Genomic DNA, 21,821 nt, shown 5'->3' on the forward strand with positions numbered 1-21,821 from the left:
CCTTTGAATTTATTTTCTCAGGCATATATGATTGATAATTCTTTAAGGCCAAAATGTTTGGCTACTTCTAAATATGTAAGTCCACTTTTTTGTTTATATTCGATAACTTTGAGTTTAAATTGTAAACTATACGAAGAATTATTTTTTCTGGTTTTTAATCCAGTTAATCCAAATCTTTTATATTTAATTATCCAACCATTTACTGTGTTTATATTAATCTTGTATTTCTTGGAAACTTCCGTTAAAGAAGACCCTAATAAGTAATCAAAAATAATTTCTTTCTTTAATTCATATGTATATTTTTGCATGAAAAAATCCTCCACTTTTTTGTCCGGTTTTTGGGGGACTGTGCAGCAAGACAAGCCCCTCAGCAGATGCTGAGGGGTTAGTTTTATATTACTTTTTAGTTTTTTAGATGACATTTACGACATCTAGCTTCATATTCATTTGTATCACCTAGAAGATGTAAATCATCATTTTTTATCTTTTTAAAGGATGTAGTTGCAATATTTTGGCATTGCATACAAATTGCATTTAGTTTTGTAACTTTTTCTGCGATTGCCATTAATTGAGCCATATGATTAAATGGTCTTCTTAAATAATCTAAATCAAGACCAGCGATAATTACTAAATACCCAGAATTAGCCAAGTCATCAGAAACTTCAACAATTTCATCACCAAAAAAATGTGCTTCATCAATAAGAATTGCTTGGTATTTTTCTTGTTTTAAAAGGTTATAAATGTCTTTTATATTTTTTAGTGAGTGTGTTGGTGTTCTTAACCCATTGCGACTAACAATTTGATCTGTGGCAAATCTTGTATCAAAACTTGGTTTAATTACTAATGTATTAAACTTTGCATATGAAAGAATTCTTAATTTCTTTAGAAGTTCTTCAGTCTTACCACTAAACATTGGCCCGACAATTACTTCAATCATACCATCTGAATATTTTGGATACATATAAACTCCTATATTTTAAAATCTAAATAAATATAACCATTTTACTTTTATTTCTTCTTATTAAATTAAAATTATTAAATAATTAATTTAATTACTTTTTTTATTTATTTTATTGATTGAAAGAGGCATTTATGTCATTGAAAGCTGGTATTGTTGGATTGCCAAATGTAGGCAAAAGCACACTTTTTTCAGCCTTAACCCTTAATGAGGCTGAAAGCGCAAATTATGCATTTACTACAATTGAACCAAATATTGCAATTGTTAATTTGGAAGATAAACGTCTTTATCAATTAGCAAACATAGTTAAGGCTAAAAAAATAACACCAGCGACATTTCAATTCGTTGATATTGCTGGTCTTGTGGCTGGTGCTTCAAAGGGAGAAGGATTAGGAAATCAATTTCTTGCAAACATCCGAGAGGTAGATGCAATCGTTCATGTAATTCGTTGCTTTGAAAATGAAGACATTGTGCACGTAAATAACAAAATCAATCCTATTAATGATCTAAAAATAATTAATCTTGAATTAATTTTAGCTGATCTACAATCACTTGATAATATCCTTAATCGTATCGGAAAAAGAGCACAAAACTCAAATAATTCTGAATTAAAAGAAGAATACAAAGTTCTTCTTAAGGCAAAAAACATTTTGCTTGAAGAAAAAATGTTAAAAAATGCATCATTTGATGATGATGAAATAAAAATCCTTAAAACTTATCAATTTCTAACCATCAAACCAACAATTTATGTAGCAAACTTAGATGAAAATTCATATAAAAATTTAAATAATGCTAATCATTATATCAATCTCAAAAATGAATTAGATAATGCAAATGAAATTCTTATTCCAATATGCATTAAATTAGAGTATGAAGTTTCTCAATTTTCAGCTGAAGATAAATTAATGTTTCTAAATGAATATGATATTGAACAATCAGGTCTTGATGAAATAATATCTAAAAGTTTTTATCTTTTAGATCAATCTGTATATTTTACAGCTGGAGAAATTGAAACTAGAGCTTGAGTTTTTAAAAATGGCATGAATGCAGCCCAATGTGCTGGAATTATCCATAGTGACTTTGAGAAGAAGTTTGTTAAGGCTGAAATTATAAAATATGAAGACTATATTTTTTACCAAGGAGAAAAGCAAGCCAAAGAAGCTGGCAAAATGTCTTTAGAGGGGAAAAATTATTTAATGCAAGATGGAGATGTTTGCTATTTCAAAATTGCAAAATAGTAACAAAATCACTTATTTATGATTAAACATCATTATTTCTCTTTAAATTTCTTTGTAGTATGTAATAAATTCTTCTAGGGGATAGCTTAGATTTTTGAATTAAACTACACTTTAATTCTTCTATATCTAAATCAATATCTATCTCTGATTCTAGTTTTACATATTGACCTTTTTTATTATATGTAAAATAATTTTTATCAAATCAGTCATGAATTTGGGTTGGTAAATTCAATATATTTTCAACATCTGAAATTGAATTTAATATTTCTTTATATTTATAATTTTCTTGAATTTCTTCATTTGTAATAGATGATAATTTATTTCTCAATGAGAGTGCAATTTCTTGCAATTTTGATCTTATAAATTTAACATCAAGTATATGAGCTTTTTCATATGAATATTTGTTAATTTGTTCAAATACAATTATGCTTTTGTTTGCTAGTTTAGCTCTCTCTTTAGATATTGCTTTATCAATTGTTTTAATATCAAATTTATTACTTTTTATTTTTTCAAGAATAAAGGAACTTTGACTTTCAAAATTTACTTTTCTATTCTTATATTGAACAATATTTTCCTTTTTATTATTAGTTGTTAATTTAGTAAAATCTAATAGTAATTTGTAACTCTCTAGAATTGTATTATTTTCTAGAAATCCAATAAACTGATCCATATCGTTATATGTATTATTATGATTTAAGTTAAATATTGAATAGTTATTGAAATTTATATTATTTGTCTTATATGTTATTTCATCCAAAAATATTATTAGATTATTTTTGTAAACATAGTTTACTTCATTTAAATTAGTTATATAAATTTCAGCTGAATTTGGATTTTTAAATGAACCCCCTGCATTATTACCTTTTAGAATTGAAATAATATTTTTGAGTGTAGATGTATATTTAGTATTGAATCAATAGTTTAATTTTGAAAGTTCGATCATGTTTAATCTATATAATTCATTATCATTTAAGCATTTTCTTGGTTTTTGTAATAGATTTAGATTATCAAATAATGATTTACGAGCCCTAAAATTAGTTTTATACCTACCATTTTTGACCTCAAATCATGATTTAGTAGTAAGTAAATCTAACTCAACATAGTCAAAATTTATATATCAATATTCGACAAAAGGAAATTTTAAGGTCTTGTCAATAAAGAAATCTATTCATCCCGAGGCCTTAGCACTATTTGATTTTGCATTGTCTAATGATTTGGTTTTAAAGTAAGCTCTATATTTTATATAGTTTAGATAATTTGGCATTCTATAATCTGTTTAAACAATGCTTCTAATACTTCAATAGATATTGAATTGCCACAAAGATAAATTAACTTTGATTCTGAAATAATATTATCCTTATTGGCAATTAAATAGTCTTTTTTATCAAACCCCATATATAAAAATGCTTGACTTGGAGATATAAACTTGATTTCTTCGATATCTCTAAAATAGAACTTTAATCTAGAGTTAGCTCCTGATGCTGTTAGGGTAGGTCCATAACCTTTTGGTAAATATACATAAGCTTCTGAATTAAAATTTGTATATTCAATAAGTTTTGTTTTTCAAATATTATTATTTGTACGTGAAAAAGCACCATTTAAATATTTTAGTAAATGATTAGCACTTCTCATCTCATTTCTACTAGTAAATATTTTTGATAATGATTTCTTTTTGTCTATTGCTTTTGGTCAACTAAATTCGTGTTTATCATTTAAATAAGAAACACAAAATACTCTCTCTCGATTTTGTAATGATCCAAATTCTATAGAATTTATAATTTTTCATTCAGATTTGTATCCAAGTTTATTTAAAATATTTATTCATTCATTGAATTGTTTAATAAATTTTCTACTTGTTAATGCCTTAACATTTTCCAACAATAAAACTTTAGGTAGTCTATCTTTGTTATTTGTTAGTATTCTTTCTATTTCATATAACAAACCTGATCTAGTATTTTTATTCAATCCCCTTTGGTTACCTTGCTGAGAAATATCTTGGCATGGAAAAGAATAAGTCAAAATGTCTATACCTTTTGGTATTATTTTTATTTCTTTTATATTGGTATAGTTATTTCAATCTCTCTCTCTCTCTCTCTCTTACTTATAGTAATTTTTCATTTTCTTTCAAAATAATCTTTATCTAAAAATCCATATAAATATGGAAATATTTTTGATAATTTTTCTTTATTCATTGAATAAAAATATTTTTTACTCACTAATGTCTTTGAATCAGCAGAAAATGAAAATTTAGATAATATATTTGCCATTTCCTCTCTTTTAAATTCAGATTCACTTTCTACATTTCCATAATGTATCTTCATATAGACAATTATTGCATCAATATATCATTCACACACTCCAACTGATTTAAAAATACAGTCTACTTGATCAGATATATTATTGCATGCCTTTAATTGGGAACCAATTCCTGCAAACATTTCATATATTGTTACTTTTTTCATACAAATTATTTTAGCGCATATTTATTAATGTAATTTTTTAATTATTTTAGTAACAAATAAATTAAAAATACTCAGTCATTTTAGTTCTGAGTATTTTTAATTTATTGATAAATAATTTTTTTATATGGCAGGGGATGCAGGAATTGAACCCGCACAGATGGGTTTGGAGTCCATGGTTCTACCATTAAACTAATCCCCTAAATCCATATAAATTATAATAAACTTTAGTGTATTTTAAAATATTCCTTAATATCATTAACTCGATCTAATTTTTCTCAACTTAAATCTAAATCATTTCTTCCAAAATGCCCAAATGTAGCAGTTTGAAGATATATTGGTCTTAATAAGTTTAGTGAGTTAATTATTCCTTCAACACTTAAATCAAAAAGTTTGTATATGCCTTCAATAATTTCATCTTCACTATGTTTTGAACTATTAAATGTTTCAACATAAATTGATTGCGGACGAGGTAAACCAATAGCATAAGAAAGTTGAATTTCTAGTTTTTTAGCAATTCCGGCAGCAACTAAATTTTTTGCAATATATCTTGCCATATATGCAGCTGATCGATCAATCTTTGTTGCATCTTTACCCGAAAATGCTCCGCCTCCATGTCTAGCAAAACCTCCATATGTATCAACAATGATTTTTCTTCCAGTTAATCCTGTATCCCCCTTCGGACCACCAATTACAAATCTTCCAGTTGGATTAATTAATAATTCATAGTCTAGATTAAAATTATGATTCTTTAAGACATAGTCAACAATATTTAATTTGATGAAATTCTTAAATTCATCATAATTAAATGACTCTTCATGTTGAATTGACATTAAAACTTTTTTAATGATAAATTGATTTTTTTCTGAATCATATTCAACTGTAACTTGACTTTTCATATCTGACTTAGCGTATGGAAATTGATGTGCTAGTCTCAATTCTTCTGCTCTTTTGATTAATTCATGAGCAATAACTAAACTTCAAGGCATAAAGTATTCATTTTCATCAGTCGCGTAACCAAATAAGATTCCTTGGTCTCCTGCGCCAAGTTCTTTGTTAGCACTTTTGTTTACACCTTGTGCAATATCGGGACTTTGTTCAGTAATTGCGTTGATAATTTTAAAATCACTTTCAGAGTAACCTAGCTTCTTTAAAATTTTTCATGCTTCCTTAATTGTGTCAATGTAAGCTTTTGTTGTAATTTGACCACCGATATAAATAATGTCATCATTAGCAATCACATCGCAGGCTACTCTTGAATATTTATCTTTTTTGATTAAGGCATCAACAATTGCATCGGAAATTTGGTCGCAGATTTTATCTGGATGTCCCGGAGCAACTGACTCACTTGTTAATAATCTTTTCATCTCTTTAATCCTTATAAAAATTAATTAAAAAACAACTATTAAAGTTGTTTTTTAGATTTACAATGCATTGATAATTAATTACTACATGTTGGACTTTTTGTCCCTGACTATCCACCTTATTTGATTAAAACAGGTTGGCATGTTTCAATGCTGTCAAGCTAAACAACTCTATATGTATTTTTTAACTATTAATAATTCTATCATCAAAATAGATAATCAATCTATTATTAATTTTTATCTTGGATTGCTTCAAATCCTGGCATGCTATTTCCTTGAATAAATTCAATTGAAGCACCACCGCCTGTAGATATAAAACTAAATTTAGATTGGTATCCTAATTTATTAATCGCAGTTACTGAATCACCACCACCAACTACTGAATATGCATCCTTATTATTTGCGATTGCAATTGCAATACCTTTTGTTCCTGCTTCAAAATTCTTGAATTCAGAAACTCCAGCGGGACCATTTCAAAAGATTGTTTTTGCACTAGCTATAATTTCATTAAATAATTCAATTGATTGTGGTCCAATATCAAGGCCCATATATCCATCAGGAATATTAATGTTATCTTTATTTGTAAATAAAGGAGTCTTATCAGCAAATTCATCTACATAGGCATTATCAATTGGTAAAACGATTTTATTAGCAAATTCTTTTAAATATTGCTTTGCCATCTCAATTCGATCTTCTTCATAGATTGAAGTTCCAATTTTGTGTCCCATTGCTTTTTGGAATGTGTAAGCCATACCACCAACAACTAAAACCTTATCAGCAATGTGAAATAATTTTTCTAGAACCTTAATTTTATCACTAACTTTTGCACCACCAATAATCGCAACAAAAGGTCTCTCAAATCCATGTAAAATTTTTTGTAGATGTTCAACTTCATCATTCATTAGAAAACCTAAAGCTGATTCTTTTGTGTATTTAGGAATACCTGCGACTGAAGTGTGAGCTCGATGCGATGCCCCGAATGCATCATTGACAAAGACATCACCTAAACTAGCTCAATATTTAGCTAATTCATCATTGTTTCCTGATTCTGCTTTATTATTTAAATCTTCAAAACGAGTATTTTCTAGCAAAATAATTTCACCAGGTTTTAGATTAGCTGCTGCTCTTTCAACTTCAATTCCTCTAGTAAAAGGAATAAATTTAACTTCCTTATCTAAAATTTTTGATAGTTTTTTTGCAACTAAAGCAAGCGATTTTGTTTTTTTATCCTCTTCAGTTTTTATTCTTCCTAGATGTGAAAGAATAATTAGTGATGCATTTTTTTCTAAAATGTATCTAATTGTTGGAATTGCAGCATCAATACGTTTGGTATCAACAATCATATCGTTGGCAATTGGAACATTGAAATCAACTCTTAGAATAACCTTTTTATTACATAATTCAATATCTTTTAATGTTTTCTTCATACTTTAAACTCCTTTTTACATTTTTATATCTTAAAAATTAAGTTTATTTTAATCCTTAAGTATTTAAGAATATTATAAAAGATATTATATTAAAATTACTCTAATTGAAATAACTATATATAATTAAATTATTAAAATTTAATTTGATAAATTATGAAGGGAAGGAAAGTTTATGGCTAAGGTTTTGAATGCGCAAAAACAAAAAGATACACGAACCTTAAAATACGATCCTGAAAATGATAGTCTGACAAGAACAATTGAACAATTTCAAAAGTATCGAAAGAGTGCCAAGTTTTATAAAGATTATTCTGAAATGGAAATATTTTCGTTCTTTAAAGCAATAACTTTTATGGGAATTATTGATGAAAAAAACAAAGAACAAGTTGAGCAAACAATAAAAAGACAAAATAAAATTAGATTGAAATACAACAAATATATTGAATATGAAAAATGATCTGACTCACCTTTATCAGATAAAACAAAACCTTTTTCATTGACAAAAAGAATTGTGATAATTTCAGTATTTGTTTTAATCATAATTACAATGTTATTAATAATAATTGGTTTGAACAAGTGATGATAGGAATTAAACATATTCAAATCTAATATGAATACTGCAATATATATAATTTTAACCTTAGTAATTCTAATTGCGATTTCAATCATTGCAAACTATGCAATCATTCTAATAAAACACATTATTAAAAAACGTTCAAACAAAATTAATTTGGGTAGCTCAACAAAAGTTAGAATATTTTACCAATTAAAAGAAGCACTTGAAGTTCTATCGAAGACCAAAACAGGAGCAATAATTACAATTGAAAACAACGATAATTTAGACTCATTGCGAACAGATGGAATTGTATTAGATGCAAATATTTCTTCATCAATCTTAATTTCAATCTTTAATAAGTATAGTCCATTACATGATGGTGCTGTTGTTATAAGAAATAACAAAATATATTACGTTGCAACCTTTTATAAGATAACAAAAAAATCAATTGATAATAAATATGGAGCAAGACATAGAGCAGCTTTAGGAATATCTGAAATGTGTGATGCGTCTACTTTAGTTGTAAGTGAAGAAAATGGTGGTATATCGTTAGCTGAAAATGGTTCACTAAAATCAATCCCTCTTGAAAATTTACATGAAACATTAACAAAGATCTTTAAGGATTAAGAATTACAATTTTTAATTTATCAAAATTACTATATAAAAATAAAATCCAATTACACTAAAAATATGTATTTGGATTTTATTTTTGTTTTATTTTTAGCTTTCTTAAATTGTTACTTTTCAAATAAAAAACCTAGTCTAATTTAATTATGACTAGGTTAAAAAATTTTATTGCAAAGTCAATATTTTAGTAATCTTCAGGGCGACTTAATACTTTTGAGGAATCAGCAGTAACAAGAATTGTATCTTCAATTCTTGCACCACCTAAACCTTCGATATAAATTCCAGGTTCAACAGTTATAATCATTCCTTCTTCTAAAATTACATCAGAATTTTTATTTACTCTAGGAAGTTCATGAACATCGATACCTACACCATGACCAGTTGAGTGTGTGAAGAATTTACCATATCCTTTTGATTCAATATAATCTCTACATACCTTATCAATATCAGAAGCCTTAATTCCTGGTTTAACTGCTTCTCTTCCTAATTTTTGAGCTTCAGATACAATGTTTAAAACATTGATTAACTCTTCGGATGAAGGCTTTGGTTTTCCAAAGAAAAATGTTCTTGTAATATCACTAGCTCAACCTTCAAATTGGGCACCGAAATCGATTTTAACAATATCTCCGTCAACCAATTTACGGTTTGTTGGATGATGATGTGGTTCTGCAGCATTTGATCCAAAAGCAACAATTGATTCAAATGATTCCTTTTCTGCACCAAATAAACGCATTAAATAACCAAGTTTATTTGATACTTCTAATTCTGTCATTCCTTCTTCAAGAATTTTTTTAAGTTCTCCAAAAGCTTGTAATGATATTAAACATGCTTCTTGAATTTTTTCAATTTCTTCTGCATCTTTTTTAATTCTAAATTGTTGTGCTAAAACATTTTTAAATGTTGCTTTTGGTAACAATTTCTTAAATTGTTCGAAAGTTTGAACTCTTAAATAATCTTCTTCAACTCCAACCATTTTGTAGTTTTTCTTTTTCAAAAAGGCAGATAATGTATCAGCTTCTAAAAGAATAACTTCAACATTTTTTGCATTTTTTGTTGCATATTCGATGTAACGATTATCAACAAATAAAAATGCTTTTTCTTTTTCAATAATTATATAGCCGTCTGAAGTTTGAACATTAGCATATCATAATCTTGTTTGTGGAGCCTCTGATATGATTGCATCTAATTGCAACTCATCAAATATTTTTGTTAATTCTTCTCTTAGCATTTTAGTTCCCCTTAATATTATTTTAAAATCTTACTTCTTTTCTTTGTGATTTGTATGAGCATTACATTTTGGACAATATTTAATTACTTCCATTTTATCAGGATGTAATTTTTTATTTTTCTTTGTAATGTAGTTTTCCATTTTACATGCTTCGCATCTCAAAGTTAAACCTTCTCTTGGCATTTTTTCCTCCAATTATTCAAATAAACTTATATAAAAAAATACATTCACATTTAGTTAAGTTAAAATAATAAAATAATTATAGTATAAAAACATTTTTATTATTTTTTTTATTACTAACTTAATTAATAAATTAATTAAGTAATATTCAATTATTATTGTTTAATTTAATAAAAAAAGCAAATATGATTGTTTACTCATGGAACAGTCATATTTGCTTTAAATTATTAAGTTCTTATTGTGTTTGATTGACTGAGGATTCATCTTCAGATTCATTTGATGATTTATTTTCTTGCTTATTTTTATCATCTGATTCTGTAGATGAAGTAGTTTTATTTTTATCTTCGTCTTTAGATTCTTCTTTAGCTTTATTTGTTGCTTCTTCTTTTAGAGTCTTAACTTCTAGAGTGTCTTTTGTAATGCCCTTTAGATATTTAGATAAATAAATGATTCCACTTATTCAACTTAATAATAAACCGATTAATAATGGGATATTAATAAAGAATAATTTTAAAGAATCTGTTGAAAATTTGTCATTTACTTTTTGGGTCATTCAAGGAGCAGCGAATGCGACAACTAATAAAGCAAGAGAAACAATTATTGTTTTAATCTTTCCTCATCAATTAGCTGCTACTTTAATATCTTTTTTAACTGCATAAACTCTTGCACCATCAACTAAAATATCACGAACTATAAATAAGACAACAATTGGTAAAAATGAATAATTCATTAAGACCAAGAAAAGAAGCATTAATGATGTTGTAATTTTATCTGCAATTGGATCAAAGATTTTTCCAAAATTTGAGATTGTTTTGGTTTTTCTTGCTATATATCCATCAGCAAAATCAGTAACCATTGCAAATAGAAAAATAATTACATTTATTCAGTATATAGCAGATAGAAGAACTGGATATTTTTGGCCACCAACTAACTTAATTCCGCTATATCAAAATGTGCCATTATGCTTTGAAATAAAATAGAAAGCAATTGTCATTAAAATAATAAATGGAATCATTAAAATCATTCGTGTGATTGTCAATCAATTGGCTAATCCAATCTTTTTTGATTGATTTTTCTTAATATTTTTTTTAGTTTCTTTAGTTTCCATAGAATTGATTATTTATTGAGTTATTTGTTAGTTCAATAAATTGCTCCTTAGTTTCTTTATTTTCCATCGAGTTAAATTCATCTTTGAAAAAAGTAATTACATTAGGTATTTTTTTATCTCATAAATTTGCTTTAATCGTAGTAATTAACTCAGCATTTTGCACAAATGTTTCGTAATCTTTGTTATTGTGAAAATAGAAAGCAAAATCATCTCTTGAAATTAATTTTAAAAGCAACTTTTCAGCGCCCTTAACAATCTGACCCATTTTTTTATCTGTATTATTGTTTTGAAATTTATTTAATTCCTCTTTTGTAAAATCAATAATTTGATTGTAGGTTAAAATAAATTCATAGTATAACTCAAGTGTCTCGGCTTTCTTTTTTTGTTCCAATTTATCCATTTTTCGTTTCATTCTTTTATTTTTAGTTGCTTTTCAAACTATATAAAATACGACGAATACTAAGATTAATGATAGTAAGATATAAACAATAATTTTTCCGGTATCGTTTTGCATATATTTTGCTCCTATATTATTTTTAAAATTATATATTAGTAGTCTAATATACTAAAATATTTAGTTTAATTTTTGCTTTTAAATAAAATTAAACTTTCAAAAGGACTCAGTGCTTTTGGCATCTCTGAATAAAATTTATTTATGTATGAGCTACTTAAAATCAAATAATCACTTGGTGTAATAATTTTCTTGTGCTCATTAGTTAAATTAATTAGAAAAATTATTTGTTCATTCTTCAAATTTTTTTTAAACATAAAAACACCGCTTTTATGTTTAATTAAAAAATGATTAGTTTTAAAAAATAATTCATATTTTGAATCTGAGATAAATTTATTTAAGAAATAAATAAAAGGAAGTCCGCTATCTTTATTATTTAAGCTACTTTTAACGTTATTATCTTTATGATTAATTGCATAAAAAATATTTTTGTTATTTTTAAAATTTAAGCTTAGCTTTGAATCCCATGGCATCTGAGTGTATGAACTTCATTTATTGAAATAACAATGATATTTAAAGAAATTTTCAAGCTTAATATTTTTTGATTGATAGTATCTTTTTTCTTCATTGAAATTTTCATCATTAAAAGAAAAATCATCTTTGAATTTAGCTCTTAAAATTCCTATTTCATCACCATAATAAAATCCAATTGAATTATTACCTGCATATAAAAACAAAAGCATACTTTTTAGTGATTCGTCAAAATATGATTGTTCACTACCTCATTTTGAAATAAAGCGACCTGATTTATTAGAATTTAATGCTAAGATCACATTTGGATATTTAGAAAAAGACTTTATAAATTTATAAATATGACTAAAATTTACTTTTTTAGTTATATTAGATTTTATTTTGTTTTTATTTTGAATTATTGAAAGATATGTTAAGTATAGATAATCAAAACTTTTATTTTTTGAATTAAGAAGTTTTTTGTATAGTGAACTATTATTATTTGAACTTTTAAATATAACTGTCATATTGGGTATTTTACGTTTAATTATCTTATATAAGTCATTAATAAAACCAGTTTTCTTTTCATCTTTTAATTCAGCAGAAGCTAAAAATTCAAAATTATCGAGAATGATTGAACTTACATTGAGTTTGATATAGAAATTCAATATGCTTTCAAAGTACTTAACAAATTCAAAGATGTCATATAAGGAAATTTGATTAAATGGTTTGTTAAGTAAATATGTATCCAATTTTGTTAAATATGACGTTTTTATTTCGTTTTCTGATTCATTGTTTAACTTATAAAGATTCATCATATTATTTCAATTAATAAATGATTGTTTAATATTACTTAAATCAAGAATGGGAGCTACTTCTATATTATTTTTTTTAAATTCAAATACTAGATCAATGAAATCTTTAATAGATCCATACTTATTTTTAACTTCATCAAGGTTAAGATTATTCTGATATTGATTTAAGATATCATCAATAGCAATAATATTGACATTTAGATCTTTAAAATACTGTAATTTTGATTGCAATCCTTTAAAATTTCCAAATCCACTCCGCCCGTGATCAAAGAAATTTTCTAGTTTTAATTCATACAAAATTATTTTTTTATTTGCAAACATAAAATATTCTCCAGTGTTCTTTAGTTATTTGATTAATGCTATTGCTAATAAATCAGATGCAATTTTTTCATCAATATTACCATTTTTAAAAGAAAGATCAATTGCTTCTAATTCGCTAATTAATTGATCTAATTTCTTAATTCCGATTCTATTAAGAAACTCATAATGTAATTTAATTCGATATGGATGAATGTTAATTATCTTTGTAATATCTTCTTGGCTAAGTTTCATTTTAATAAGACTAGAAATACTTTTAGCATTAATTAAAATATTAGAAATCTGAGCTATTATTTGATTTATTGATATTCCATATTGAATTTGTTCATTAATTTTTTTAATTATTACACTATTATTTTGTCATTTTAATATTGCTTCAGATAATGCAAAGTCAATGTTATTCGACATTGCAAAAATATTTTCTTCAATCATTTTAAGAGTTATGTTTTTGTTGATCAGCAAAAGTTTTTTTATTTCTTGTTCAATTAAATTTAGATTATTAGGAATTGATGAAAGAAATAACATTAAAGCAGGATTTGAAATACTTCCACCAAGCTTTAAAATCATTTTATAAACATATGAAAATAAATTTTTCTCTTCAATTTTTTTAACATCAAAAATCTGAGCATTTTTTTCAATAAATAAAAATGCTTTTGAGGGAAGAAAATCCTTATCATATTTATTAATTTCTTGATTAAAGATAAGTGTTGTATTCAATGTTTCAATTGAATTTTTAACTAATTCTATAAATTCAGAAATTGATTTCTCATTTGTATATTTACTTTTTAGATTAAAAATGTAAGGGTTTTTAATGACAAGAATTTTTTTACTAGAAAATAGACTGCTATTATTTATTGCATCCGATAACTCATCAAAACTAAAAAAATCATAGAACTTTATAAGATCTATTTCATCGAATGTTGTATTTGATTCTTTTGTAATTATTTCATTTGTTTTTTCTTGGATGAAATAATCTTCATTACCTTTTATTAAATACATGTATGTTATTTATTATATTATACATATCAATATTTTGATATAATAATCATCATCAATATATATCTATTAATTCAGTATAAAATTGGAGTTTATTCGATCATGTCAGGACATTCAAAATGAGCAACTACTAAGCATCATAAAGCAGCCATGGATTCTAAAAGAGCAAAGATGTTCCAAAAGTTTTCCAAAGAAATAATTGTTGCTGCAACAATTGGTGGGCCAGATCCAGATTCTAATCCTGCACTTAAATTAGCAATCACTAAAGCAAAAGCAAAATCAATGCCAAAAGCTAACATTGAAAAAGCAATTCAAAAAGTTAAAGGTGGATCAAGGGAAGGTAGTGACTTTCAGAGTTATATCTATTCAGGTTCAGCATTTGGAGGCGTTAATTTTGTTGTTAGTTGTTTAACAGATAATTTCAATCGTTTATCTTCAAATATTAAACATTATTTTAATAAGTGTAATGGACAACTCGGCAAGCAAGGTACTGCTTCATATGTTTTTGATCAAAAAGGAATCATTGAATTTGAAACACAATCACTTTCAGAAGATGAAGTGATGTTAGTATCACTTGAAGCTGGAGCTGAGGATTTTAAAGTTGAAGATGGATTATTTATTATTACAACAAAACCATCTGATTTTCAAAAGGTAAAACAAGCAATTGATGAAGCCTTTAATATTGAAAATTACTCAACTGCAGAAGTTACATATGTAACTAACTCAGAAGTTGAAGTAGACGAAGAAAGAGCAGAAAAAATAAATAAATTTGTTGATTTACTTGAAGATGATGAAGATGTGCAAGAAGTTTGACATAATGCAATCTTGCCTCAGTAACTAATTAAATCTAAAATAAATCTAGCTTATAAGAGAGCTAGATTTTCTTTATTTTTTCCTTATTTTGCAACATAAATATGTGATGGGCTTCAAAATTTAGGTATGAGATTAAAATTCAACAAAAAGAAATTTTTCTTAGCAACTGGAATTTTCTTGGTTTCATCATTCATTTTGATTTCAGCAATATTCATAAAAAAAGAAATCCTTAAAAATAATGAATTCAAAAAGACAATAAAGCAAGATGAATATGTAACAGTTAACATTACAGGAGCAATCAAATATCCAGGAAATTATGATGTTAAAAAAGGCACAACTTATCTTGAATTACTAAAAGATGCAACACTTAAAATTAATGCTGATCTTAATAAGATAGATAAAACAAAAAAGATTGAAAAAAATGAAAAGATATTCATTCCTTTTCTAAGAAATAAGAAAATTAAACTAAAAGATATAAAAGATTATCAAACTTTAGTTAACCTAGGTATAAAAACTCATATTGCAAAAAAAGTTTACTCATATATTAAAGAAAAGGAAGTAAAAGATTGAAAAGAATTATTACAAATATCTGGCATTGGTGAAAAAACTTATTCAATACTAGTAGCAAATATCGATATATAAATTCAATTTTCCCTGTTATCCTTGCAACGTTTTTTATATTTATTTTGTTAACTCAAAAAGATAGTGTCATTTCAATAATTTCATTGATAGTTATATTGATTTTTAATCTTCCTAGATTCAAGTTTTGGCTATTATTATTGTTATTTTTTTCAATCTTCTTTTTAAGCTATTCAATCTATCAGTTAATCTTTAATAAATATAACAATTTAGAAATTGAAGGGATTTTTAAACTCAAAGAAAATTATAAAAATTTTCTATTATTTAGAAAAGATAATATTAACTTTCAAATTCATAAACAAAAAATCAAGATTGATTTTTCGTTATTAAACAATGAAATTAATCAAGTACATAATTTTTATATAAAGGGGAAATTAGTTAAACTAAATAACCTTTCACTATTCAATTTTAGTAATCAAATATTCTTCTCTCTTAGAATAACTGACTTAAGATTCATCGATTCCGAAAAGAGTTATTCAATTTCAAATAGTATGAATCCAATAGTAAATCAATATTTAGATCTTATTGTTATTAATAAGCATAGTAGAAATTCATTAATATATCAAAAACTAAATGATTTAAATATTTTGCATCTATTTACCATAAGTGGTTTTCACTTTAATCTTATATATTTATTTTTCAATTCAATGTTTAGTAAAAGAAAGAAACTAGCATTAATTACTGATCTTATTGGAATAGCTCTATTAATAATATATTTAGTCGTTTTAGATTTTAAAATAAGCGCAGCTAGATCAATGCTTTTTATAATGCTTATATTTTTAAATAAGAATATGTTTGATTCTAAATTCGATAATATAACCCTTCTTTCCTTGTGTGCTTTTTTAATCGCAATACTAAATCCTTATCTTATATTTTCATACTCATATATTTTGTCTTTCTCAATTACATTGATTATTCTTACCTGTGTTTTTCTTTTTAGAAATTTCAACTTTTATTGAAAGACAATACTTATATTAGTTATTGCTCACATTTATGCAACACTTATAACTCATACTTTTAATGAAAATTACAATATCTTTTCTTTCTTTATACAAATTTTATTAATTCCGATTATCTCTTTTAATTACATATTTACTTTGGTATTTTTCAAAGTTACATTCTTAATTGAAAAAACAATTCTTCTGTTGGATGCATTTTTAAATTTACTGTTAGAATCCAATTTGTTTATTAAATTTATTATTCCAAGCGATTTGTGTATTCTATTATCAATACCATTATTTATCTTAAGAAAAGTTGAATATGATAATAAATATAAAAAATTCTATGAATTTAATAGTTCATAGAATTCTTCTTCAGTAATTACTTTAATGTTAAATTTTTTAGCTTTAATTAATTTAGAACCTGCTTTTTCTCCTGCTAATAAGTATTTAATATTGCTAGAAATTGATGAAAACACTTGCCCACCATTTTTATAAATAATCTTTTCAAAATAACTTCTTGGTTTTGAAAGTGTACCAGTAATAACGAATGATAAATTAGATAGAATATCTGTTTTTTGTTCTTCTAAATATGATGGATTTACACCTAAATTAATTAACCTCTTGATTAATAAGATATTTTTTTCATCTTTAAATCACTCAATCAAATTTGAAGTTATTTTACTTCCAAAATCATGATATTCTTCAAAAATACTAAAATCAAAATCTAAAACATTTTCCAATTTTAAAACTTTTGAAGCAATAAATTTTGCTGATTTTATGCCAATTAATGGAATTGATAAACCAAAAATTAATTTTTCTAATGATTTATTTTTTGCTTCCTCTATACTTTGAATTATCTTTTTAATTGAAATTTCACCAAATCCACTTAAATTAATAAGTTCATCTTGGTAGTCTTTTAATTTAAAAATATCAGTAATGTCATTTATGTAGTTTAATTTGTGAAATAAAGTAATATTTTTTTCACCTAACGAATTAATATCAAGTGCTTCTTTAGAAGTAAAATGAATTAATTTTCTTATTTTTATTTCAGGACAATCTTGGTTTAAACAAAATTGTTCTAGACCTGTTTCATTAAAATAAATTTGATTTTTACAATAAGGACATGTGTCAATTGGTTTAAATATTTCATAGTTATTTTTATTTGCAATCCCAATTAAACAAGGAATTATTTCGCCCGATTTTTTAATGTAAACTGAATCATTAATATTAATACCTAAATTTCTTATAAATTCATAATTATTCAAAGTTGCATAACTTACTTTTGTGCCTGAAAGTTCAACTTCGTCTAGTTTTGCATTGTAAGTAACAACACCAGTTCTTCCGATTGTTATAAAAATATCTTTTAAAATTGTTGAAGTTATATCAGGTTCATATTTAAATGCAATAGCCCAATGAGGAAATTTTGAGGTTTGACCTAACTGTTCATAAAATTTAATTTCGTTTAATTTAATGACAATGCCATCAGTCTCATAGTTTAGTTTTTTTCTTATTTCTTTAAAATCACCAATATATTTAGTTATTTCTTCGATCGAGTTTACCTTTTTTGCTTCCTTTGTAACTTCAAATCCTAATTTTTTAAGGAATCTAAATGAGTCTTCTATATTAAAGATATTATGTTTTTGGGGATTGATGATGTAATACAAAAAAGCGGATAGGTTTCTTTGCTTTACTATTTCTGGATTTAGTTGTCTAAGTGTTCCTGCAGCTGCATTTCTAGGATTTGCCATTATTGGTTTATTTTCTTCTTTAAGAGACATATTCAATTTTTCAAATTGATCAATTGCTAAAAAGACTTCTCCTCTTACTTCTAGATCTTCTTGATAGTCAATTTCTTTTGGAATATTATTTATTTGCAGAATATTGCTAGTCACATCCTCACCGATTTGCCCATTGCCTCGCGTAACTGCTCTAAACAATTTCCCTTTTTTATATTTAATTGAAATTGAAAGTCCATCAATCTTTGGTTCAATGAAAAAGCTAAATTTAGAAGCTATTTTTTTTATATTATCAATGAACTTTTGTATTTCTTCAATTGAATATGTTTTATCTAGAGAAAGCATCGGAAAATCATGTTCTACTTTTGTAAATATTCTTGATAGATGAGCATTTATTTTATTTGTTGGTGAACTTTGTAATTCAGAATCACTAAATAAGTATGAATATTGCTCTTCATACTTTTTTAATTTATTATACTCAGTATCATAGATTTCATCACTCACAATGGGATCATCAAAATCATAGTAATGTTTATCTCATTCACTGATTTTATTTTGTAATTCAATAATTTTATTTTTTATTTTAATTTCATTCTCATTCATAATTTATACTTTTTGGAATGTGACAACCCATCAATTTGGAAGTTGTACTTTATTAATTAAAGATACAGCAATTAAAGTAGTAAAACCAATTATAATGAATGTAGCCAGTATATCTCTTCAATTTGGAACTAATTTACGATATGTAGTTCGCTTAGAGTATGGCTCGTATCCTCTTGATGTCATTGCATCAGCTAAATCATTGGCCTTATTGAATGATGATACAAACAAAGGTATCAGAAGGACAATAAATGCTTTTATTTTATCTTTAAAATTACCATGTTTAAAGTCAACACCTCTACTAGATTGTGCTTTCATAATTCTACTTGATTCTTCTAGAAGGGTAGGAATAAATCTTAAAGCAATTGAAATAATCATTGTAATAATTTCAATTGGAATCTTTATTAGTTTAAGTGGATATAGGAGATCATTTATTGCTCGAGTTAAAAGAATTGGCTTTGTAGAAACAGTTAAAACTGTTGTAATCAAAATAACACCATAAATTCTTAAAAAGATTGAAAATGTTCGGTGCAGTGAAAATAAATTTAATTGAAATGTTGAATCAATATTATTGTTCGGAGCAAAATAAATTACATTTATAAATAATCTTCCACGATTGATCACATATGCATCAGGACGTGTATCTGAAGGAAGCGGAATATAATCATTAACATGATTGTATAAGACTGCTCCTTTGACTGTAAACATATTGATGAGCAATAAAAAAATTGCAATATATAAAGGTAGTCGTAATTTTTTAAAAATTGATTTAACCGATTTGACAGTAACACCGTAAATTACCATACTAAATATAATAAGGATACTTAATGTTATATAGTGTGCTGAGATAAAAAATAAAACAATAAACAAAATATTGGCAAGAAATTTTAATCTCGGATCTAACCTATGCAGCGGTGTATCGATATTTATATATCTACCTACAATTGTTCTTCCCATTTTAATTTATTATCCTTTTTTAGTTTTTCTTATTTGTTTATTAATCTCAGTTGCAAGTTCTTCAATGCTTGTGACTTTACTTATATTAAATCCACAATTTCTTAATTTTTCAGTATATGAAAGTAATCTTGTTGGAATTAAGTCATTATCAATTAGAAGTTTATTATCGCTTAAAATTTCATAAGTGTTACCATCTTTTATAATCTTTCCATCTTTTACAAATAATGTTCGATTTGTTCATCTCAAAGCATTATCTAAATCATGAGTAACAATAATAATTGTCGTTCCATTCTTATAAAGATTATAGAAAATTTCTAGCATCTCCTCTACACCTTGTGGATCCAATCCTGCCGTAGGTTCATCCAAAACTAAAAATTTGGGTTCCATTGCCAAAATTCCAGCTAATGCTACTCTTCTTTTTTGACCACCCGAGAGATTAAAAGGACTTCGCTCTAAATAATCTTTTGGAAGTCCGACGATTTCAATATATTTAGCTGCCAATTCTTTAGCTTTTTCTTTTTTAGTTCCCATTGAAATAGCACCAAAAATAATATCTTTTTCAATGGTGGACTCAAATAGTTGATACTCAGCAAATTGAAAAACAACTCCAACTTGTTTTCTAAGTGCTTTGATATTTTTTATTCTTCTTTTAGTTTTTGTTATATCAATATCAGTGTAGACTACTTCAATTCGATCTTTTTTATTTATAGATTTGTATTTTTTTAATTCTTCTAAATATTTATTATATTGAATATTAAAATCTTCTTTGTTTTCAATCTTTTTTCTATTAGGTTTCTTTGGTTTACTTAGTTTTTTTTCAATTGGAATATTTGAAAATTTCAAGGAACCACTTTCAGGAGTTAATAGTGCATTGAAATGTTCAATTAATGTCGTTTTTCCTGATCCTGTGGGGCCAATTATTGAGATTGCTTCACCTTCATTTATTTGTACAGAAACATCGTTTAAAACCTTTATATATGTAGGAAGCCCTTTGTTATATTCCTTCGTAATATTATTTACTTCAATTTTAATTGACATAATATCTCCAAAAGTTTGCTTCCATCATATGTAGGTTCAATTCCTTCAATCATTTCACTTAGTTTATAAATGAATGGTGAATCAATTTTAGCAATCTCAATAATTTCTTTATTATTTAATATTTCAATCGGTTTACCTTGCGCAATAACATTTCCTTTTGAAAAAACAATTAATTTATCTGCTAACAAGGCTTCATCCATATCATGTGTGATTGAAATTATCGTTTTATTTGTCGACTTATGTAATTCATGAATAATTTTATATATTTCACTACGACCTCTTGGGTCTAACATTGATGTGATTTCATCAAGAATAATAATTTTTGGATTAAGAGCTAAAATCGAGGCAATTGCAACTCTTTGCTTTTGGCCTCCCGAGAGATTTTGTGGTTCATGATCTAAAAAATTACGCATGCCAACTTGTGATGCATATTTTTCAATAATATCTCGCATTTGCTCTCTTGGAACTCTCTTATTTTCAAGTCCAAATGCAATGTCATCCTCAACAGTGGAACCAATAAACTGATTATCTGGATTTTGGTAAACAATTCCAATTCTTTTTCTAATTTCACTTAGATTTTCTGAATTAATTTCCAATCCATCAATTAATATTTTTCCTGAAGTAGCTTTATATATTGCAGCAATTAGTTTTGAAAATGTGCTTTTTCCTGAACCATTGTGTCCTAAGATAGCAATATATTGACCATCTTCAATGCTTAAATTGATATTCTCTAAAGCAAATTTTTTACTGCCTGGATAGCGATAATTTAGATTCTTAATTTCAATCATAAAAATAATTATATATTTTTAGATACATATTTTTAAAAAAGAAATATCAATTTAAAATCATTGAATTATGCATTTTT

At 25.7% G+C, this 21,821-nt stretch carries 23 protein-coding genes and 1 tRNA gene; 6 read left to right on the forward strand and 18 right to left on the reverse strand.

All coding sequences use genetic code 4. The annotated features are described in order from the left end of the window. Positions 1–308 (reverse strand): IS630 transposase-related protein (locus BCF89_RS00845; protein WP_170108351.1); only part of this gene is annotated, 308 nt, incomplete at its 3' end. A 95-nt stretch (positions 309–403) separates the two neighbouring features. Further along, the gene (locus tag BCF89_RS00850) at positions 404–961 is read right to left on the reverse strand and encodes a thymidine kinase (RefSeq protein ID WP_111518134.1); all 558 of its coding nucleotides are present in this window, start codon (positions 959–961) and stop codon (positions 404–406) included. A 131-nt stretch (positions 962–1,092) separates the two neighbouring features. Here BCF89_RS00850 and ychF point away from each other — a divergent pair, with 131 nt between their 5' ends. Further along, complete coding sequence (gene ychF / locus BCF89_RS00855) at positions 1,093–2,196, forward strand: redox-regulated ATPase YchF (protein ID WP_111518135.1); 1,104 nt, start codon at positions 1,093–1,095, stop codon at positions 2,194–2,196. Positions 2,197–2,218: 22 nt separating this feature from the next. Here the strand turns inward: ychF and BCF89_RS07580 are convergent, their stop codons facing one another. The 6 genes from BCF89_RS07580 to BCF89_RS00885 all read right to left on the reverse strand — a co-directional run bounded on the left by BCF89_RS07580 (position 2,219) and on the right by BCF89_RS00885 (position 7,446). Beyond that, on the reverse strand, positions 2,219–3,460 hold the full coding sequence (locus BCF89_RS07580; protein WP_111518136.1) for an MAG4270 family putative restriction endonuclease: 1,242 nt from the start codon (positions 3,458–3,460) through the stop codon (positions 2,219–2,221). Continuing rightward, positions 3,445–4,215, reverse strand: a complete 771-nt coding sequence (gene dcm, locus BCF89_RS07585) for a DNA (cytosine-5-)-methyltransferase (protein ID WP_338418395.1) — start codon at positions 4,213–4,215, stop codon at positions 3,445–3,447. The genes BCF89_RS07580 and dcm overlap by 16 nt, the downstream gene beginning before the upstream one ends. 35 nt (positions 4,216–4,250) lie before the next feature. Further along, entirely contained in the window at positions 4,251–4,658 is a 408-nt protein-coding gene (gene dcm_N / locus BCF89_RS07590) for a DNA (cytosine-5-)-methyltransferase N-terminal subunit (RefSeq protein WP_277870035.1), read from the reverse strand. Between the two features lie 125 nt (positions 4,659–4,783). Beyond that, positions 4,784–4,857 (reverse strand) — tRNA-Trp (locus tag BCF89_RS00875). Between the two features lie 25 nt (positions 4,858–4,882). After that, positions 4,883–6,022 (reverse strand): methionine adenosyltransferase, encoded by a 1,140-nt coding sequence (gene metK / locus BCF89_RS00880; RefSeq protein ID WP_111518140.1) that lies wholly within the window; start codon positions 6,020–6,022, stop codon positions 4,883–4,885. 227 nt (positions 6,023–6,249) lie between these two features. Further along, positions 6,250–7,446, reverse strand: coding sequence for a phosphoglycerate kinase (locus tag BCF89_RS00885; protein WP_111518142.1), 1,197 nt, complete (start codon positions 7,444–7,446; stop codon positions 6,250–6,252). Positions 7,447–7,618: 172 nt separating this feature from the next. Between BCF89_RS00885 and BCF89_RS00890 the strand changes: the two genes are divergently transcribed. Then, a complete protein-coding gene (locus tag BCF89_RS00890) occupies positions 7,619–8,029 on the forward strand; it encodes a hypothetical protein (protein WP_111518144.1) in 411 nt (136 codons plus the stop codon). 24 nt (positions 8,030–8,053) lie between these two features. Beyond that, positions 8,054–8,626: a DNA integrity scanning protein DisA nucleotide-binding domain protein gene (locus tag BCF89_RS00895; protein ID WP_111518146.1), complete on the forward strand. Its 573-nt coding sequence runs from the start codon at positions 8,054–8,056 to the stop codon at positions 8,624–8,626. Between the two features lie 184 nt (positions 8,627–8,810). Here BCF89_RS00895 and BCF89_RS00900 read toward each other — a convergent pair whose 3' ends face one another. From BCF89_RS00900 to holA, 6 genes are all read right to left on the reverse strand, one after another. Then, complete coding sequence (locus tag BCF89_RS00900) at positions 8,811–9,854, reverse strand: aminopeptidase P family protein (RefSeq protein ID WP_111518148.1); 1,044 nt, start codon at positions 9,852–9,854, stop codon at positions 8,811–8,813. Positions 9,855–9,884: 30 nt separating this feature from the next. After that, on the reverse strand, positions 9,885–10,037 hold the full coding sequence (gene rpmG / locus BCF89_RS00905; protein ID WP_111518150.1) for a 50S ribosomal protein L33: 153 nt from the start codon (positions 10,035–10,037) through the stop codon (positions 9,885–9,887). A gap of 232 nt (positions 10,038–10,269) precedes the next feature. Next, positions 10,270–11,142: a CDP-diacylglycerol--glycerol-3-phosphate 3-phosphatidyltransferase gene (gene pgsA / locus BCF89_RS07595; protein ID WP_111518152.1), complete on the reverse strand. Its 873-nt coding sequence runs from the start codon at positions 11,140–11,142 to the stop codon at positions 10,270–10,272. After that, positions 11,132–11,656, reverse strand: coding sequence for an MHJ_0274 family protein (locus BCF89_RS07600; RefSeq protein WP_111518154.1), 525 nt, complete (start codon positions 11,654–11,656; stop codon positions 11,132–11,134). Before BCF89_RS07600 ends, pgsA begins: the two co-directional genes overlap by 11 nt. A 65-nt stretch (positions 11,657–11,721) precedes the next feature. Beyond that, a complete protein-coding gene (locus tag BCF89_RS07605; RefSeq protein WP_111518156.1) occupies positions 11,722–13,239 on the reverse strand; it encodes an alpha-amylase family glycosyl hydrolase in 1,518 nt (505 codons plus the stop codon). Between the two features lie 24 nt (positions 13,240–13,263). Beyond that, positions 13,264–14,235, reverse strand: coding sequence for a DNA polymerase III subunit delta (gene holA / locus BCF89_RS00925; protein WP_111518158.1), 972 nt, complete (start codon positions 14,233–14,235; stop codon positions 13,264–13,266). A 99-nt stretch (positions 14,236–14,334) separates the two neighbouring features. Here holA and BCF89_RS00930 point away from each other — a divergent pair, with 99 nt between their 5' ends. From BCF89_RS00930 to BCF89_RS07610, 3 genes are all read left to right on the forward strand, one after another. After that, entirely contained in the window at positions 14,335–15,069 is a 735-nt protein-coding gene (locus tag BCF89_RS00930) for a YebC/PmpR family DNA-binding transcriptional regulator (RefSeq protein ID WP_111518160.1), read from the forward strand. 102 nt (positions 15,070–15,171) lie between these two features. Continuing rightward, positions 15,172–15,687 (forward strand): MAG0490 family ComEA-like DNA-binding protein, encoded by a 516-nt coding sequence (locus BCF89_RS00935; protein ID WP_111518162.1) that lies wholly within the window; start codon positions 15,172–15,174, stop codon positions 15,685–15,687. After that, the gene (locus BCF89_RS07610; RefSeq protein ID WP_111518164.1) at positions 15,612–16,988 is read left to right on the forward strand and encodes an MAG0480 family ComEC-like protein; all 1,377 of its coding nucleotides are present in this window, start codon (positions 15,612–15,614) and stop codon (positions 16,986–16,988) included. Before BCF89_RS00935 ends, BCF89_RS07610 begins: the two co-directional genes overlap by 76 nt. On the opposite strand, the gene ligA is transcribed toward BCF89_RS07610, so the two are convergent. From ligA to BCF89_RS00960, 4 genes are read right to left on the reverse strand one after another with little or no spacing between them, the layout of a single operon-like run. After that, positions 16,967–18,964 carry an NAD-dependent DNA ligase LigA gene (ligA, locus tag BCF89_RS00945; protein ID WP_111518166.1) on the reverse strand — a complete coding sequence of 666 codons (1,998 nt, stop codon included), beginning with the start codon at positions 18,962–18,964 and terminating at the stop codon, positions 16,967–16,969. The genes BCF89_RS07610 and ligA overlap by 22 nt on opposite strands. Positions 18,965–18,967: 3 nt before the next feature. Further along, on the reverse strand, positions 18,968–19,918 hold the full coding sequence (locus BCF89_RS00950; protein ID WP_111518168.1) for an energy-coupling factor transporter transmembrane component T family protein: 951 nt from the start codon (positions 19,916–19,918) through the stop codon (positions 18,968–18,970). A gap of 9 nt (positions 19,919–19,927) precedes the next feature. After that, positions 19,928–20,956: an ATP-binding cassette domain-containing protein gene (locus BCF89_RS00955; protein ID WP_277870037.1), complete on the reverse strand. Its 1,029-nt coding sequence runs from the start codon at positions 20,954–20,956 to the stop codon at positions 19,928–19,930. Next, a complete protein-coding gene (locus BCF89_RS00960) occupies positions 20,935–21,744 on the reverse strand; it encodes an energy-coupling factor transporter ATPase (RefSeq protein ID WP_111518170.1) in 810 nt (269 codons plus the stop codon). Before BCF89_RS00960 ends, BCF89_RS00955 begins: the two co-directional genes overlap by 22 nt. Positions 21,745–21,821: the final 77 nt, after the last annotated feature.

It is taken from the genome of Metamycoplasma auris, from assembly GCF_003253435.1.
In the GTDB taxonomy this organism is placed as follows: domain Bacteria; phylum Bacillota_I; class Bacilli_A; order Mycoplasmatales; family Metamycoplasmataceae; genus Metamycoplasma; species Metamycoplasma auris.